General features: G+C 71.5%; 16 protein-coding genes. 10 read left to right on the top strand and 6 right to left on the bottom strand.

The window, feature by feature from the left end; genetic code table 11:
* Positions 1-28 precede the first annotated feature (28 nt).
* Genes IEZ09_RS02235 through IEZ09_RS02220 form a run of 4 tightly spaced genes read left to right on the top strand, consistent with a single transcriptional unit; the run spans position 29 to position 2,773 of the window.
* Entirely contained in the window at positions 29-439 is a 411-nt protein-coding gene (locus IEZ09_RS02235) for a hypothetical protein (RefSeq protein WP_189251794.1), read from the top strand.
* Positions 436-1,605: a zinc-dependent alcohol dehydrogenase gene (locus IEZ09_RS02230; protein ID WP_189251793.1), complete on the top strand. Its 1,170-nt coding sequence runs from the start codon at positions 436-438 to the stop codon at positions 1,603-1,605. The genes IEZ09_RS02235 and IEZ09_RS02230 overlap by 4 nt, the downstream gene beginning before the upstream one ends.
* Entirely contained in the window at positions 1,574-2,425 is an 852-nt protein-coding gene (locus tag IEZ09_RS02225; protein ID WP_189251792.1) for an MBL fold metallo-hydrolase, read from the top strand. The genes IEZ09_RS02230 and IEZ09_RS02225 overlap by 32 nt, the downstream gene beginning before the upstream one ends.
* A 3-nt stretch (positions 2,426-2,428) precedes the next feature.
* Positions 2,429-2,773 carry a hypothetical protein gene (locus IEZ09_RS02220; RefSeq protein WP_189251791.1) on the top strand — a complete coding sequence of 115 codons (345 nt, stop codon included), beginning with the start codon at positions 2,429-2,431 and terminating at the stop codon, positions 2,771-2,773.
* 6 nt (positions 2,774-2,779) lie between these two features.
* On the opposite strand, the gene IEZ09_RS02215 is transcribed toward IEZ09_RS02220, so the two are convergent.
* The 3 genes from IEZ09_RS02215 to IEZ09_RS02205 are packed head-to-tail and all read right to left on the bottom strand — an operon-like array spanning position 2,780 to position 6,642.
* Positions 2,780-4,243: an aminotransferase class I/II-fold pyridoxal phosphate-dependent enzyme gene (locus tag IEZ09_RS02215; RefSeq protein ID WP_189251790.1), complete on the bottom strand. Its 1,464-nt coding sequence runs from the start codon at positions 4,241-4,243 to the stop codon at positions 2,780-2,782.
* A 28-nt stretch (positions 4,244-4,271) separates the two neighbouring features.
* Positions 4,272-5,891, bottom strand: coding sequence for a RecQ family ATP-dependent DNA helicase (locus IEZ09_RS02210; RefSeq protein WP_189251789.1), 1,620 nt, complete (start codon positions 5,889-5,891; stop codon positions 4,272-4,274).
* The gene (locus IEZ09_RS02205; protein ID WP_229812179.1) at positions 5,881-6,642 is read right to left on the bottom strand and encodes an alpha/beta fold hydrolase; all 762 of its coding nucleotides are present in this window, start codon (positions 6,640-6,642) and stop codon (positions 5,881-5,883) included. Before IEZ09_RS02205 ends, IEZ09_RS02210 begins: the two co-directional genes overlap by 11 nt.
* 156 nt (positions 6,643-6,798) lie before the next feature.
* On the opposite strand from IEZ09_RS02205, the gene IEZ09_RS02200 reads away from it, so the two are divergent.
* Positions 6,799-7,530, top strand: coding sequence for an alpha/beta fold hydrolase (locus IEZ09_RS02200; protein WP_189251788.1), 732 nt, complete (start codon positions 6,799-6,801; stop codon positions 7,528-7,530).
* On the opposite strand, the gene IEZ09_RS02195 is transcribed toward IEZ09_RS02200, so the two are convergent.
* Positions 7,508-8,737, bottom strand: a complete 1,230-nt coding sequence (locus tag IEZ09_RS02195; RefSeq protein WP_189251787.1) for a cytochrome P450 — start codon at positions 8,735-8,737, stop codon at positions 7,508-7,510. The genes IEZ09_RS02200 and IEZ09_RS02195 overlap by 23 nt on opposite strands.
* 24 nt (positions 8,738-8,761) lie before the next feature.
* Entirely contained in the window at positions 8,762-9,940 is a 1,179-nt protein-coding gene (locus tag IEZ09_RS02190; protein WP_189251786.1) for a glycosyltransferase, read from the bottom strand.
* Between the two features lie 237 nt (positions 9,941-10,177).
* On the opposite strand from IEZ09_RS02190, the gene IEZ09_RS02185 reads away from it, so the two are divergent.
* Positions 10,178-11,605, top strand: coding sequence for a glutamate--cysteine ligase (locus IEZ09_RS02185; protein ID WP_189251785.1), 1,428 nt, complete (start codon positions 10,178-10,180; stop codon positions 11,603-11,605).
* 33 nt (positions 11,606-11,638) lie between these two features.
* Here IEZ09_RS02185 and IEZ09_RS02180 read toward each other — a convergent pair whose 3' ends face one another.
* A complete protein-coding gene (locus tag IEZ09_RS02180; RefSeq protein WP_229812177.1) occupies positions 11,639-12,031 on the bottom strand; it encodes a response regulator in 393 nt (130 codons plus the stop codon).
* Positions 12,032-12,135: 104 nt separating this feature from the next.
* Here IEZ09_RS02180 and IEZ09_RS02175 point away from each other — a divergent pair, with 104 nt between their 5' ends.
* From IEZ09_RS02175 to IEZ09_RS02160, 4 genes are all read left to right on the top strand, one after another.
* On the top strand, positions 12,136-12,486 hold the full coding sequence (locus tag IEZ09_RS02175; RefSeq protein ID WP_189251784.1) for an ArsR/SmtB family transcription factor: 351 nt from the start codon (positions 12,136-12,138) through the stop codon (positions 12,484-12,486).
* 88 nt (positions 12,487-12,574) lie between these two features.
* Positions 12,575-13,060 (top strand): NADH-quinone oxidoreductase subunit B family protein, encoded by a 486-nt coding sequence (locus IEZ09_RS02170; RefSeq protein WP_229812176.1) that lies wholly within the window; start codon positions 12,575-12,577, stop codon positions 13,058-13,060.
* Positions 13,057-15,054: a proton-conducting transporter transmembrane domain-containing protein gene (locus IEZ09_RS02165; RefSeq protein WP_189251783.1), complete on the top strand. Its 1,998-nt coding sequence runs from the start codon at positions 13,057-13,059 to the stop codon at positions 15,052-15,054. The genes IEZ09_RS02170 and IEZ09_RS02165 overlap by 4 nt, the downstream gene beginning before the upstream one ends.
* Positions 15,051-15,998, top strand: a complete 948-nt coding sequence (locus tag IEZ09_RS02160; protein ID WP_189251782.1) for a respiratory chain complex I subunit 1 family protein — start codon at positions 15,051-15,053, stop codon at positions 15,996-15,998. The genes IEZ09_RS02165 and IEZ09_RS02160 overlap by 4 nt, the downstream gene beginning before the upstream one ends.
* Position 15,999: the final 1 nt, after the last annotated feature.

Raw genomic sequence — 15,999 nt, 5'->3', positions numbered from 1 at the left:
CATTCGTGCTCCGAGAGAGGCCGAATACATGAACACAGCAGGAAAAGCGCTTCTGGTCGCGGGTGTGGCGACCGCGGCGGCCGTGGTGAGGCGACGGCGCCGCGCCCCGGCCGGCCGCCGGTCCGGGCAGTGGCTCGTCGTGACGGTGAATCGGGCGCCGGAGGACGTTCAGTCCTCGCTTCCGGAGGACCTGGCGCGGTGGCGGGACCAGGTCGAGCTCCGGATCCGACCGGCGACGGGCGACAAGGGCACCGAACTCGGGGTGAAGCCCGTTGGCGACGTGGCGCGCCACGACCTCAGGCTTGCGCTACGCCGGGCGAAGGCGGTGCTGGAGGCGGGTGAAGTGGTTCAGCCCGACACCGCGCCCACCCATCCGGGGCCGATGGGGCGGGCGTTGCAGCTGGTGACGAACCGGGCCGGTGGCGGTGGTCGGCTGTGAAGGCGTTGTGCTGGGAGGGCATCAACGACGTCCGGGTGCAGGACGTTCCCGACCCCCGGCTGGTGAACGACCAGGACATGATTCTCAAGGTGCGGCTGAGCACCGTGTGCGGTTCCGACCTGCACCTGCTCACCGGGCACATCCCGTTCATGCAGGCGGGTGACGTGATCGGCCACGAGTTCATGGGGGAGGTGGTCGAGGTCGGGCCAGGAGTCACCAGGCACCGGCCCGGTGATCGCGTGGTGGTGTGCTCGTTCATCGTCTGCGGGCGGTGCTGGTACTGCCGCAACGAGCTTTACTCGTTGTGCGACAACACCAACACCAACCCGGCGATCACCCAGCACCTGTGGGGATCGGATCCCGGCGGCATCTTCGGCTACTCGCACGCCATGGGTGGCTTCCGCGGGAGCCACGCGGAGTACGTGCGTGTGCCGTTCGCCGACCACACCGCGATCCCGATTCCCGACGCCGTGGACGACATGAGCGCTCTGTTCGCCTCGGACTCGGTGCCGACCGGGTGGATGGGCGCGGACCTCGGTGGCGTGCAGCGGGGCGATGTCGTGGCCGTGTGGGGTTGTGGCGCGGTGGGCCAGATGGCCGCTCGTGCGGCGCAGTTGCTCGGCGCCGAACGGGTGCTGGTCATCGACCGCTTCGACTACCGGTTGCGGCAGGCGGAGTCGGCGTTCGGCGTGGAGACGATCAACTACGCCGAGACGTCGGTCGGTGATGCCCTGCTGGAGGCCACGGGTGGGCGCGGCCCGGACGTGTGCATCGAGGCGGTCGGCTGCGAGGCGCACTCCACCGGACCGCAGCACGTGTACGACCAGGTGAAGAGCAAGCTCAAGCTGGAGATGGACCGTCCGATCGCCGTGCGGGAGGCGATCTACCACTGCCGCAAGGGCGGATCGGTGTTCGTCCTGGGCGTTTTCACCGGGCTCGTGGACAAGTTCCCGCTGGGTGCCCTGATGAACAAGGGACTCACCGTTCGCGGTGCGCAGCAGCACGGGCAGCGCTACATCCCGATGCTGCTCGACCGCATCGCGTCCGGCGAACTCGTGACCAACCACCTGGCCACGCACGTCATGCCGCTGAGCGAGGGCGCGCGGGGCTACGAGCTGTTCAAGAAGAAGGAAGATGACTGCGTCCGATCGGTTTTCCGTCTCTGACGGGCAGGATCCTGGCCGCGTCTCGCTGCAGTTCGTGGGCAACGCCACCACGGTGCTCCGGCTCGGGCCGTTCACGCTGCTGACCGATCCCAACTTCCTCCACAAAGGACAGTGGACGCACATCGGTCAGGGAGTGGTGTCGCGCCGGCTCACCGACCCGGCGATCGAGATCTCCGATCTGCCGGAGCTGGACGCCGTGGTGCTCTCCCATTTCCACGGCGACCACTTCGACCGGGTGGCGAGCAGGGAACTCGCGCGCGACCTGCCCGTGCTCACCACCCCGCACGCCGCGAAACGCCTGTCCCGCAGGGGATTCCGCGAAGCAGCGCCGTTGCGCACGTGGGAGACCGTGACGCTGACCCGCGGGGCGGCGAAGCTGACGGTCACCTCGCTGCCGGGCAGGCACGCCCTGGGCCCGCTGGGACGTCTGCTCCCTCCGGTGATGGGCACGATGCTCGAGTACCGGGAGGCGGCGGGCGTTCTCCCGTTCCGGATCTACCTCAGCGGTGACACGCTGGTGCATCCGGCGTTGCGTCAGATCCGCGACCGCTTCGACGGCATCGATCTCGCGGTCGTGCACCTGGGCGGTACGAAGGTGCTCGGGGTGCTGCTCACCATGGACGGCAAGCAGGGCGCCGACCTGGTCGAGCTGCTCGCCCCGCGCACCACCGTGCCGGTGCACTACGAGGAGTACGGCGTCATGAAGTCGCCGCTGTCCGACTTCACCGCGGAGATCTCGCGGCGCCGGGCCGGGTTCGACGTCCGGGTGGTGGCGCGCGGAGAAACGATGTTTGACCGTCACGTCGACGGGTACGGCTGACGTATGACCCGAACTCGCTGCCGCGCGGACGGCGCCGAAGTGACGCTGCGGTCCAAGACGGTGGTCCTGGACTTCACCGGGGAGTGCGACGGCACGGCGGCCGCCGGGCTCCGGCTGGTCGCCGAGCTGCCGGACGCGGGTGGCGCCGAGGACGGCGGGACCGTCGTCCTGGAGCAGGACACGGCGACCGTCACCCAGCCGGGCGGTGAGATCCGGCTGGCCGCGCGGGAACCGCTGCGCTGCGACGGCGAACCGGTCGACGTCGAGTTCGTGCTGCCGGAGAGCCCCGAGTCGACCGTGCTCGTGGTCCGCGGGCTCGCCGTGCGGCTGGAACCCGCCGACGGCTGAGACCTCTCACCGCGCCACCACGCGGAACGTCTTCAGCTCCGAGTCGGCTGGATCGGGAAGCTCCATCCCGGCGTTCAGACCGCTGCGGACGTAGTCCACGACCTCCTTCGTGATCACCTCGCCGGGCAGGATCGCGGGCGCGCCAGGCGGGTAGGGCGTGACCATCTCGGCGCTGATCCGCCCCACGGCCAGGTCGGCGGCGATCTGCTCGGCCTCGGCGAAGAACGCGTCGCGGGGCAGCATCGCCGTCTCGAGCTGCAGTTCCCGCGGCGAAGGCAGGTCCACCGGAGGTGGCGCCGGCAGGTCGTCGGCAGCCTTGACCAGGGCGCCGAGCGCGTCGAGCAGGATCGCTGCGGTGCGGTGGTCGTCGGCGTGGGTGAACTGCGCGACGATCCGCCGGTGGTCGGACAGGCCGAGGGTGACCCGCTGCTGCTCACGCAACCAGTCGGTGGCCTGGTAGCCGCTGATGCCCAGCTCGGACACGTCGATGACGAGCTTGAGCGGGTCGAGCGACTTCGCCAGGTCGTCGCCGAGGAACTCGGCCTCGCCCATCACGCGGAGGCCGGGCAGGTCGTTGATCGCGGCACGGGTGGAGTGCGCCAGCGCGAGGGTCGCCGTGAGCAGTTCCTCGCCGTGCTGGACCATGTGCCGCCGCCAGCCGTCGAGCGTCGCGTAGACCAGCGACGTGGGGCTCGTGGTGCCCAGCAGGTCCTCGCGGGCCTTGAGCACGTTCGGGTCCACCAGGTCACCCTGCAGGTGGAACACCGAGCTCTGCTCCACCGCGGCACCGGACTTGTGCACGCTCGTGACGACCACGTCGGCGTCCGCGTCCATGCCCCACGGCGGCAGGTCGCCGTGGAACGGAAGGTGCGCGCCCCACGCCTCGTCGACGATCAGCGGCTTGCCGAATTCGTGGCAGACGGCGGCAATCGCGGCGATGTCGCCGCAGGTGCCGTAGTCGGTCGGCGTGACCAGCAGCATGCCCTTGGCCTCCGGCTCGGCCTCGAACAGCTCGCGCACCCGGTCCGCGCCCGGTGGGTGGGCCAGGTGCCGTTCGGCGTCCCAGTTCGGACTGATCCACACAGGACGGACACCGCTCAGGATCAGCGCCGACACCACGGACTTGTGCGCGTGGCGCGGCACGATGAGCTTCTCGTGTGGACCGGCGACCGAGAGGATGGCGCTCTTGACCGACAGCGAACTGCCGCAGGTGGAGAAGAAGGCCTGATCGGCGTCGACCGCCTCGGCCATCAGCCGCTGGGCCTGTTCGATGACGCCCTGCCGGTTGAGCCGGTCGTCCAGACCGTTGACCGAGATGACGTCGGCGGCGAACACCTCTTCGCCGAGGACGTCCAACACGCGGGGGTCGACGCCCCTGCCCTGACGGTGACCGGGCGGGTTGAACGGCGTGTAACCACGCTCGCGGAACGCCTGCAACGCCTCCAGCACCGGTGCCCTGTTCTGGTCCATAAAGGAGGGTTGCCGGGAGGTCGCCTCTTCAACCGGATCGCCGAAGCACCCCGGTGTCGCGGACGGCGGCAAGGGAGAGCGTCTTGTAGCCGAGGTCGTCGAACAGCACCATCAACCGGTCGGCCTCGTGGTGCACCACCGTGCCCCGGCCCCATTGTTCGTGCCGCACGACGGAGTTCAGCGGGAACTCGCTGATCTCGGAGCCGTCGTCCGGCACGCCCTCGTCGCAGTTGTCGCAGTGGCCGCACGGCTGGTCGAGCTCCTGCCCGAAGTAACCGAGCAGGAACCGCCTCCGGCAGTCGCGTGTCTCGGCGTACTGGTGCATGACCTCCACGCGCGAGCGGTCCCGGTTCTCCTGCCGCCTGGCCTCCTCGGCCACGGCTGCGACGGCCTTCGCCGGTGGGGGAGCGCCCTCGGCGTAGCGCACCCGGTCGTGGCCGGTTCGCACGATCTCCGCGCTCTCCAGCAGGTTCACGACAGCGGTGACCTTCCTGCGCGAGTGCTCCAGCCGCCGCACCAGATCGCTGATGGCGATGCCCGCCCGACGGCGGCGCACGGCGGCGGCGACCTCACGCACGCACTCGCGGTCGAGCGTCCTGGTGGTCAGGAACCGTTGCAGGCCTTGGTCTTCCGGGCGGTGGAACAGGATCACCCGCGCGGGTTCGCCGTCGCGTCCGGCCCGCCCGATCTCCTGGTAGTACGCGTCCAGTGAGCCGGGTGTCGCGACGTGCGCCACGAACCGCACGTCCGGTTTGTCGATGCCCATGCCGAACGCGGACGTGGCCGCGACGACGTCGACGTCACCCCGCATGAAACCGTCCTGCACCCGTCTTCGGTCCGCGGCCTTCATGCCGGCGTGGAAGGCCGCCGCGATCACACCCCGTGCGGTGAGGTCCGCGGCGTACCGCTCGGCGTCCTTGCGGGTGGGCACGTACACCAGGCCTGGCCCGGCGTGGTCGGCCACCCAGTCGGTGACCGCCCGTCTGCGCTCCTCGTCGTCGGTGCAGAACCGCACGGCCAGGTGCAGGTTGGGCCGGTCGAACCCGGCGACGATCACCGCCGCGTCGCGCAGGCCGAGGTGCTCGGCGATGTCGGCCCTGACCGGCCCGCTCGCGGTGGCGGTGAGGGCGAGCACGGGCGGATGGCCGAGCCGCTCGATCACGTGCCGCAGCCGCAGGTAGTCGGGCCGGAAGTCGTGCCCCCAGGCGGACACGCAGTGGGCCTCGTCCACGACGAACAACGAGGGTCTTGCCTGGTGCAGGCGGTGCAGCGGGTCCGCCTTCGCGAGCTGCTCGGGGGAGAGGAAGAGGTACTCGGTCCTGGCTTCGGTGAACGCCCGCCAGGCTTCCTCGTTGTCCTCGGACGACTGCGCGGAGTTGATCGCGGCGGCCGCCGGAGCGCCGGTGGTGCGCAGCGAGGTGACCTGGTCGCGTTGCAGGGCGATCAGCGGGGACACCACGACGGTCGGGCCGTCGAGCAGGATCGCCGGCACCTGGTAGATGGCCGACTTCCCGGCGCCGGTCGGCATGACGACCACGACGTCGCGGCCGTCGAGGAGGTGGCGCATGGCGAGCAGCTGCTCCCGGCGCAGGCTGGTCCAGCCGAAGACCTCCTCGGCCGTGCGGAGAAGGTGCTCGTCATCCGGCATCGCGCAGGTCGAACCTTTCGGCGGCCCAGCTCGCCAGGCGCGGGCGGAGAGCGACGTACACGTCCGGGTCGAGCCCCATCCCGGTGTGGGTGCTGTGCACCTCGACGCACTCGGCGGACGGGTCGAGGCTCAGCCGCCACGGCACGATGCCGTCCGACTTGGAGTACACCGACACCGCGGGCATCTCCAGCGGCGCGGTGGCCGCGGCGACGTTGTCCTCGAAGCACGATCCCGACAGGCAGTCGTTGTCCATCAGGCCGGGCACGCCGATCGCGGACAGTCCCGCCAGCGCCCTCGCCGCGAGCAGCACGTGCGGGTGGGCGCCCATCGGGTCGAGCACCGGTGCGCCGAGCATCACCAGGCCGCACACGAGGTCCGGGCGGCGAACGGCGGCCAGCCGGGCGAGCCCGCCGCCGCGGCTCTGTCCCAGCAGGACCACCGGCCCGCCGGTGGCCTCCGCGTGCTCCTCCAGCCGTCGTTCCACGCGGTCGACCAGGTCGGAGGTGCAGCCGACGTTGAACCCCACACCCGCGCCCACCGGCGCGTAGCCGCGGTCGCGCAACCAGGTGGTGGCGAACGTGAGGCTGAAGTCGCTCGCGCCGAAACCGGGCACCAGCACCACCCCGAGTCCCGCGCCCTCGTGGGGGTCCGGGTCGCGCCACACCGGATGGCGCAGCAGGCGGGGAATCGTGAGGGCGGCGAAGCCGACGTGCTCACGTGCCAACGACCGCAGCCGTACAGCGGCATTCATCGTCATCTCTCCCCTCGAGGCGTCCAGGTGCAGAGGAATTAGCCCGCCGGTGCGGGGCCAAACACCGACCATCGTCACGTTTCCCCGGCCGCGAGGGCGGTAGTTCCTGGTGGGGTCGTGGTGAAGGGAGCCGTCATGCCGGATCGTCTGCGACACGTGAGTGAGCGATGGCACCAGGTCGCGGGCGGGCAGGTCCGGAGTCTGCGAGCGGGCAGGCAGCACCCCGACCACCCGGACGTCGTCCTGGTGCCAGGACTCGGGGCGCTGGGCTATCTGGTCGACACCCTCGCGGGCTGCGGTGCCTGGGCCAGGACGCACCTGCTCGACGTGCCGGGTTTCGGCCACCGGGCCGCGCGGACCTGCCCGGCCGAGGTCGGTGCCGTCGCGGACGCGGTGTGCCGGTGGGTCGAGGAAGTCGTCGGCGCACCGGTGGTCCTGGTCGGGCACTCGACGGGAGCCCAGGCAGCGCTGCACGTCGCCGCGGCACGTCCGGAACTGGTGCGGTCGCTGGTGTTGCTCGGACCGACGTTCCCGCCGGAGCAACGCGCCGCGAAGGGCTTGCTCCGCGCGTACGTGCGCAACTCGCGGCGCGAGCCGGCCGGTCTGTGGCCTGCGACCGTGCCGGACTACCTGCGCGGCGGACCGGGGGAGATCGCGCGCTTCATCCGGTCCGCGCAACAGGACGAGCCGGAGCGGATCATCACCGAGGTCGGGTGCCCCGTGTTGCTGGCGCGCGGCGAGCACGACGCGTTCGCCCCGCAGCCCTGGGTCGACCGGCTCGCGGACGCGGCACCGGACGGACGGTCGCGAGTGGTCGCCGGCGCCCACACCTTCCCGTTCCGCAGGGGCGGGATGACCGCTCAGCTCATCGCCGGGGCTGCGGAATGAGCACGAACCCACTGCGCGGACGTGCCGGAATCCTGCTCAGCGAGATGGTGAGGTCCTGGTCGGGCACCTCGTGGTCCAGGCGGGCCAGGCGGGCGCACAGCTCGGCGAGCAGCGCGACGGTGAACGGTTCACCCGGGCAGCGGTGCCCCGTGTGCGGATCACCGGCACCCTGCGGCACCAGATCCCAGGCACCGATCTCCCGGCCGAGGAACCGCCGCGGGTCGAACCGGTACGGGTCCGTCCACAAGCGACTGTCGTGGTTCTGGCCGTAGAGGTCCAGCAGGACAAGGGAACCCTCCGGCACGTGCTCGCCCTGCCAGGTCAGGTCCTGCGCGGCGCGCCCACCGAGGAACGGCGCGAACGGGTAGAACCGGCGCAGCTCGTGCGCGAACGCGACAGCGAAGTCACCTCCGGCCCGCAGCGGTTCCCGGTGCTGCGGCCAGCGGTGCAGCGCATGCCCGGCGTAGGCGACGAACCAGCACACCGCCACCGTCGGCCGGATCACGTTCAGCAGCTCCACCGCCGCGGTGTGCGGGTCGAGCAGCTCACCGTCCGCGTCTCGGTGCAGCGCCACCACTTCCAGAGCTGATCCCTGTGGTGCGTCGGCCTCACCGGCACGCACGCGTTGCACCAGCGACCCGAGCCACGCCTCACGGCGCTTGCGGGCCTTGCGGGCGCGCCAGTGCCGGGGACCGGCAGTGGCGAACCCGTCGACCATCGCCACCAGATCGGCGGCCAGCTCCGCCACCTCGTGGGTCTGCACGGGTACGCCGGCCCAGCGGCGCACGCCCGCGGTCAGCGCCCGGCTCGCCTCGTCGAACAGCACGACCGCGCTGCCCGCGCGCCACCCGACTACGGTGTCCTCCCACGCGGCCGCCACGCAGGCGACCAGCGAGGCGATCGAGTCCGGCGTCACCAGTGCCAGGAACAGGCTCTTGCGCTGGCGATGGGCGTCACCGTCCAAAGTGTGCACTGCGCCGTGACCGAACAGCGTGCTCAGCACAGGGCTCGGGATCGCGCCGTGCCGCTGCACGTGTTTCTCGTCGTAGAAGAACTGCGCGGCTTCCGGTCCGCACAACCCGAGAGCGGGCCGGCCCATGACACGTGTCCGCACCACGTCGCTGCCGGTGCTGCGCCGGAGGCCCGGCATCCACGCGTAGCCCTCGAGCAGGAGCCGCAGCGACTGGTCCCCGTGGCGATCTCGCATTCCCATACGAAGCCTGTGCCCACTTCATTGAGCTTCAAACGCCGGCCCCGCGGTCGCGGCGAGCCGGGTGTAGACGCGCAGGGCGTCCGCGGCGACGCGACTCCACGAGTACCGCGCGGTGACGCGGTCGCGGCCAGCCACCGCGAACTGGTTGCGCAGCGTGTCGTCCTGCAGGAGCGAGCGCAGCGCCCGTGCCAGGCTCTCCGGCTCCACCGGCGGCACGAGCAGGCCCGTCACGCCGTTCACGACCACATCGGCGAGTGCGCCGGCCGCGGTGGCGACGACCGGCACGCCGCACGCCATCGCCTCCAGCGCGACCGCACCGGAAGGTTCGTACGACGGTGCGCAGACGGCGGCGTCGGCCGATCGCAGCAGCGCGGGCATCGCCGAGTGCGCGACCGCGCCGACGAACACGACCCTGTCGCCGGCACCGAGGTGCTCAGCGTGTTCCCGCAGTTTCGCGACCTCGGGATCGTCCTTCGGCCGTCCGCTCTCCGGAAGCCCGGCGACCACCAGCTCTGCACCGTCCACATTGGACAGTGCCGTGATGACCGTCTCGATGTCCCGGTACGGCAGCAACGGCGCGGTGGTGACCACTCGGTACAGCCCGCCGCGCTGTGTCCGTGCGCCTTCAGGGGTGAACGTGTCGACGTCGACGCCGGTGGGAATGACGGAGATCTTCGCCCGGTCCACTCCTGCCCTGATCAGCTCGGCCATCTCGTCCTGGCTGACCGCCGCGACGTGCGCGGCCTCCCTGCCGACGAGCGTCTCGATCCTGTCGCGCTCCTCCGGTCCGGTGTCGCCCACCCGGTGACGCCGTTCGACCGCCGCCAGCGAGTGGAACGTCTGCACCACCGGAACCCGGACTCGCCGCCCACCCAGGACGCCGGCCATGCCGGACATCCACCGGTGCCCGTGCACCACGTCCGGCGGGGAAGCGGCCCATTCCTGCAGCAGGAACGAGATGAACGCTCCCATGTGGGGCAACGCGTCCTCGTCCGTGAGCGGCGTCGCCGGCCCGGCGGGCACGTGCACCACCTCGTACCCGCGCTCTGTGCGCAGTCTCCCCGGCACGTCCGGGTCGTTCCGCCGCGTGTACACCGTCACGTGATGCCCGTACCGGCACAAGGCGGCCGAGAGCCGGGCGACGTGCGATGCCTCGTCCAGAGGACACGCGTGAGCAGACACCATCGCGATCTTCATCTGATCACTCCAGCTGAGGAAGAGGCGGATACCCGGACCGAAACCGCCGGAAACGTCGGCGCCCGACCTCTGCCGGCATGTTTCCCACCGGTGGAGGCGGGTATTCGGCCGGTGCATCCACCGGTGAAGCAGTGCGCCGGCGCCACTCCGGGTGGCGGTCAGTCGCGTGCTGTCGGCGAACCGACCGCTCCCCGGCACATCCGCGGCGCCCCGGCGTCGCGAGCAGGGCGGTGAGACGTGGAGCGGACACCAGCGGCTGTGGCGTGCGATCCGACCGTCGGCGTGGAGGAGGAATTCCTCCTGGTGGACCCGGTGACCGGAGTCGCCGTGAACCGCGCGGACGAGGTGGTCGCGGTCGCCCGTGACCTGTTCGGGCTCGAACTGGAACACGAGCTGACCGCCACGCAGGTCGAGACCAAGACGTCGGTGTGCGGTGACGCGGAGCAGGTGCGGCGCGAGCTGCTCGAACTGCGGCGGGCGGTCGGGCGGGCGGCACGCGAGACCGGCTGCCGGGCGATCGCGGTCGGCGCTCCGCCGCTGGGCGACACGACCGGTGTGATCACCGACGGTCTGCGGTACCGGCGGATCGCCCGCGAGTTCGGTGCGCTGGCGGCGTGGCAGTTGATCTGCGGGTGCCACGTGCACGTCGCCGTGCCGGACCGGGAGACCGCCGTGCAGGTCTGCAACCACGTGCGGCCGTGGCTGCCCGTGCTGGGAGCGATCACCGCCAACTCGCCGTTCTCGCGAGGGGTGGACACCGGGTTCGTGAGCTGGCGTTCGATGGTGTGGTCGCGGTGGCCGGTGTCCGGCCCGCCGCCGTTCTTCACGTCGTGGCAGCACTACCAGGACGTGTGCGACACGTTGCTCGAAGCGGGCACGGCGCTGGACCAGGCGATGGTCTACTGGGACGTCCGGCCGTCGGCGCACTGGCCGACGGTGGAGGTGCGCGTTGCGGACGTCGCCGCGAATGTGGACGACGCGGTGCTGCTGGCGGCGCTCGTGCGCGCTCTCGTGACCAAGTCGGTGATGGACGTCCAGCGGGGTGTGCGGCCGGTGCCGGTTCCCGTGGAGACGCTGCGCCAGGCCTGCTGGCGATCGGCCAGGGACGGCCTCGCCGGCAGCGCCCTGGACGTGCTGTCCGGACAGTTGCTGCCGCTGCGGCAGCAGCTGGACGGGCTGGTGGGCCGGCTGGAACCGGTTCTCGCGGCCAACGGTGATCTGCCACTGGTCGAGCGGGGCCTGCGGCTGCTGGACCGCGAGGGCTGCGGCGCGGACCGGCAGCGGCGTCTCGTCCGCGACAACGACCTGACCGCCCTGCTCGACCTGCTCGACGTCGGCGCCGCGGACCGTCCCGCGCGCGGCGTCGTCGAGGTGAGGATGGGCGCCGAGGTGGACCTGTCGAACTGCGACGAGTTCGAACGGCGCTGCACGGAGGCGTTGGACGGCGGCGCGGAAGAGCTCGTGCTCGACCTGTCGGAGGTCGTGTTCTTCGGCTCGTCCGGCATCACGGCGCTCGACCGGATCCGCGCCCTCGGGCTGGAACGGGGAGTGCCGATCAGCGTGGTGGCCAGCGCGACGGTCGCGCGCGTGCTGCACTCGACCGCGATGGACAACCTCCTGCCGCTGCGGGTGCGCCCGGAGCCGCCCCTGCCGACGGCGGGGTGATCACCCGAGCTGCGCGACCCGGCCGGCGACGGGTCACAGGGTGGCGCCTTCCCCGGCCGCTCGGCGGATCGCCGCCAGGATTCTGCGGTTCGGCACGCCTTTGATCACGTACTCGACGACACCGAGCTCGCGCAGCTCGGCCTCGGACGGCGCGTCGATCAGGCCGCACAACGCGACGAGCTTCACCGCGGGCGACTTCTGATGGATGCGGCGGATGGCGTGCACGCCGTCCCCTGGCAGGTGAACGTCCACGACGGCGACCTCGGGCCGGTGCTGTCCGGCCAGGCGGATCGCGTCGTCCGCTGAGCCCGCGACGGCGATGACATCGATGTCGGCCACGTCGCGCAGGACTTCCCGGAGCGTGTCGCGGAAGAACGGTGATCCGTCTGCCACGAGAACTCGCAGCCGGTCGGGTGCTCCGGTCACGGCGTGGTCCTGTCGTCCTGTACTGTTTCGGACTTGCTAAGATTAGCAAGTGCTGAAGCCTGCGGCCAGATGTGGGACGACGCAGGGCGGGAAGGGGTGCGCGGGTGAGCAAGCCGCTGTACCAGCTCAAGGCGGAGTTCTTCAAAACGCTGGGGCATCCGGCGCGGATCCGCGTGCTGGAGCTGCTGAGCCTGTGTGAGCACGCGGTCGCGGAGCTGGTGCCGCAGGTGGGCGTCGAGCCGGCGAACCTGTCCCAGCAGCTGGCGGTGCTGCGCCGGGCCGGCCTGGTCGCCACCCGCAAGGAAGGCGGGGCGGTCCGCTACTCGCTGACCAGCCCGCACGTGGCCGAGCTGCTGGTCAGCGCGCGCCGGATCCTGTCGGGAGTGCTGTCCGGGCAGGTCGAGCTGCTCGAGGACCTCCGCGCGACGAGCCCGCCGGTGCCGCGCACCGGGTGAGCCGCGGTCACCCCGTGTCCCTCCCCCGACGGCGGGGTGACCGCACCTGCTTCTCCGAACTGACCGACTCCACCGCGGGAGCGAGAGCGTGCTGAGTCTGTGGCGCAAGATTCGCCGGACCGGGCGAGTGGCCGAACCCCCACCGCCGCTGCCGGAGGGTGAGCGGCCCGAGCGGGCCGCGCTGCTGGGCGGGTCGGTGCAGATCCGGCACGTCGACGCCGGATCGTGCAACGGGTGCGAGATCGAGATCGGGTCGGCGTTCGGGCCCGTCCACGACGGTGAGCGGTACGGGGCGCGGCTGGTGGCGTCGCCGCGGCACGCCGACGCGTTGCTGGTGACCGGCGTCGTGACGCGGAACATGGCCGAGCCGTTGCGGCGCACTTTCGACGCGGTCCCCGCGCCGAAGCTGGTGGTGGCGGTGGGGGACTGCGCCCGCAACTGCGGGGTGTTCGCCGGCGCGTACGGGGTGGCCGGTGCCGTGCGTGACGTCGTGCCGGTCGACGTGGAGATCCACGGCTGCCCGCCGCGGCCGGAGGCGATCGTCGAGGGACTGCGAAAGCTGACCGGCCGATGAACCTCGCTGCGACGGGGATGGCCGCGGTCGTGGCCATCGGACTGGTGACGGCTCTGCTCGCCGCCGTGGTTCCGGCGCGGTCGGCGGTGGTCGGTGTGGGAACGGCGGTGACGGGTGCGGCCGCGGTGGTCGCGGGTGCCGCGGCACTGGCCGGCGGCTCGTTCTCCGTTGTGCTGCCCGAGGTCTTACCGCTGTCGGGGGTGGCGCTGACGCTGGACCCGCTCGGCGGGTTGTTCGTGGCGGTGACCGGCGGCGTCGCGGTGGCGGCGGGGATCTACGCGATGTCCTATGTGGACAGTCTGGATCTGCGCACCCGCGGGGTGCAGGTCGCGCTGCCGTTGTTCGTGGTGGCGATGGCGCTGGTGCCCGCGGCGGCGAACGTGAGCACGCTGCTGGTGTGCTGGGAGCTGATGGCACTGGCGTCGCTGGTGCTGGTGGTCGCCGAGCACCGGCGCGGCCCGCGGGTGGCCTCGGCGGGCCGGTGGTACGCGGTGATGACGCACCTGGGGTTCGTGTCCGTCCTCATTGGACTGATGGTGTTCGTCGCACACGCCCCGGACGACTCGTTCGCTGCTTTGCGCGAGGCGGGCGGGCGGTTGTCACCGGCGGTGGCGGGTGTGGTGTTCGTGGCGACGCTGGCAGGTTTCACGTCCAAGGCGGGCATCGTGCCGTTGCACGCCTGGCTGCCGCGAGCACATCCGGAGGCTCCCAGTCACGTGTCGGCGTTGATGTCGGCGGCGATGGTGAACCTGGGTGTGTACGGAGTGGTGCGGGTCGGCGTCGACCTGCTCGGCGGCGGCACGGCGTGGTGGTGGCTGCTGGTGCTCGCGCTGGGCGCGGTGTCGGCGGTGTACGGGATTCTGCAGGCCGCGATGAGCTCGGACCTGAAGCGGCTGCTCGGGCAGTCGACGACCGAGAACATGGGGCTGGTGCTCGTCGGGATCGGCGCGGCCGGTCTGTTCGCCTCGTCCGGTGAGCACACGCTGGCCGCACTGGCGCTGACCGCCGCGCTGCTGCACGTGGTCGGGCACGCGGCTTTCAAGACGTTGCTGTTCCTCGCGGCTGGCTCGGTGCTGCACGCGACCGGAAGCCGCGACCTCGACGCGCTCGGCGGGTTGCGGCCGGTCATGCCGGTGACCACGGCCGCGTTCGGGCTGGGGGCGCTGGCGGCGTCGGCGTTACCGCCGGGAACGGCGTTCGTGTCGGAGTGGTTGTTGCTGCAGGCGTTGATCCACGGCCTGCCCGCTGGCGGGGTGGCCGCGGCGATCGCCATGCCGGTCGCGGTGGCGGCGGTCGCGCTGACCGCGGGGCTCGCGGTGGCCACGTTCGTGAAGGCGTTCGGGGTGGGATTCCTGGCCAAGCCTCGCAGCGGGGCCGCGGCGGACGCGCACGAGAGCCCGTTCACCATGCTCGCCGGCATGGGCGTCGCCGCGGTGGTCTGCGTGGTGCTCGCGCTGTGGCCGGCCGGAGTCCTGCCCGCGGTCCAGGCGGCAGCGGGTGGGGCCGCGGTGTCCGGTGACGTGACGTTGCGGCTGAGCCAGGCCACTGGCGCGTTGTCCCCGCTGCTGCTGACCCTCGGGCTCCTCGCCGCCGTGGTCGTGGTGGCCGGGGTCGTCCGGGCCGCCGTGGCACGGCGAGCGCGCCGGGAGGCGCGGTTGTGGGACTGCGGTGGGGGACCGATGTCGGCGCGCATGGAGTACACGGCGACGTCGTTCGCCGAGCCGTTGCAGCGCGTGTTCGACGACGTGGTGCAGCCGGAGCTGGACGTGGACGTGTCGCACCACCAGGAGTCGCGCTATCTCGTGCAGGCCGTGGAATATCGGCGGAAGGTGCCCGACCGGATCGAGCGGCGTCTCTACGAACCGGTGCTGAACGCGATCACGGCGTGGGGCGGCGCAGGGCGGCGCCTGGCGTCGGGCAGCGTGCACCGCTACCTCGGGTACGGCTTCTACGTGGTGTGCGGCGCGCTGATCCTGCTGGCGGTGACGCGATGAGCGCTCTCGGCGTGGTCGGCGGGGTGGTGCAGCCGGTGCTGATCGTCGCCGGATCGCCGCTGCTGGTCGGGCTGATGCGGCAGGTGCGGGCCCGGCTGGAGGGACGCGCCGGCGCGGGCGTCGCGCAGCCGTGGCGTGATCTGCGCAAGCTGCTGCGCAAGGAGCGGATCACGCCGCGCGGCACGAGCGAGGTGTTCCGGTTCGCACCTCTGGTGCTGGTGGCCACGACGCTGGTGGTCGCGGTCGTGGTGCCGTTCGTCGCGACGGAGTCCGCGGTGGACCCGGTCGCGGACCTGTTCGCGGTGGTGGCGTTGCTGGCGCTGGGCGCGGTGGCGCTCGCGTTGGCGGGGCTGGACACCGGCACGGCGTTCGGCGGGATGGGCGCCAGCCGCGAGATGACGATTCTCGCGCTGGTCGAGCCCACGCTGCTGGTGGCGATCTTCGCGCTGTCGGTGCGGGTCGGATCGACCAACCTCGGCGCCATCGTCTCGTCGACGCTGCACGATCCGGCGCGGGTGATCTCGCCGGTCAGCCTGCTGGCCGCGGTCGCCCTGATCGTGGTGATCGTGGCCGAGACCGGGCGCATCCCGGTGGACAACCCGTCGACGCACCTTGAGCTGACGATGGTCCACGAAGCGATGGTGCTGGAGTACGCGGGTCCTGATCTGGCGCTGGTGGAACTGGCGTCCGCCATGCGGCTGTCGGTGTTCCTCGGGCTGCTGGCGAACCTGTTCGCACCGTGGGGAATCGCCACCGAGGCCACGCCACTGGCGGTGCTGATCGGTGTGCTGGCGCTGGTGGTGAAGGTCGGTGTGCTGGGCGGGTTGCTCGCGGCCGGCGAGGTGTTCGTCGCGAAGCTGCGGCTGTTCCGGGTGCCCGAGTTGCTGGCCGGGTCGTCCCTGCTCGCGCTGCTCGCCGTCGCGGCCTCGTTCTTCCTGGCCTGAA

Origin of the sequence: Lentzea flava (assembly GCF_014648475.1) — a bacterium.
GTDB lineage: Bacteria > Actinomycetota > Actinomycetes > Mycobacteriales > Pseudonocardiaceae > Lentzea > Lentzea flava.
This window is presented reverse-complemented; position numbering and strand designations above follow the sequence as displayed.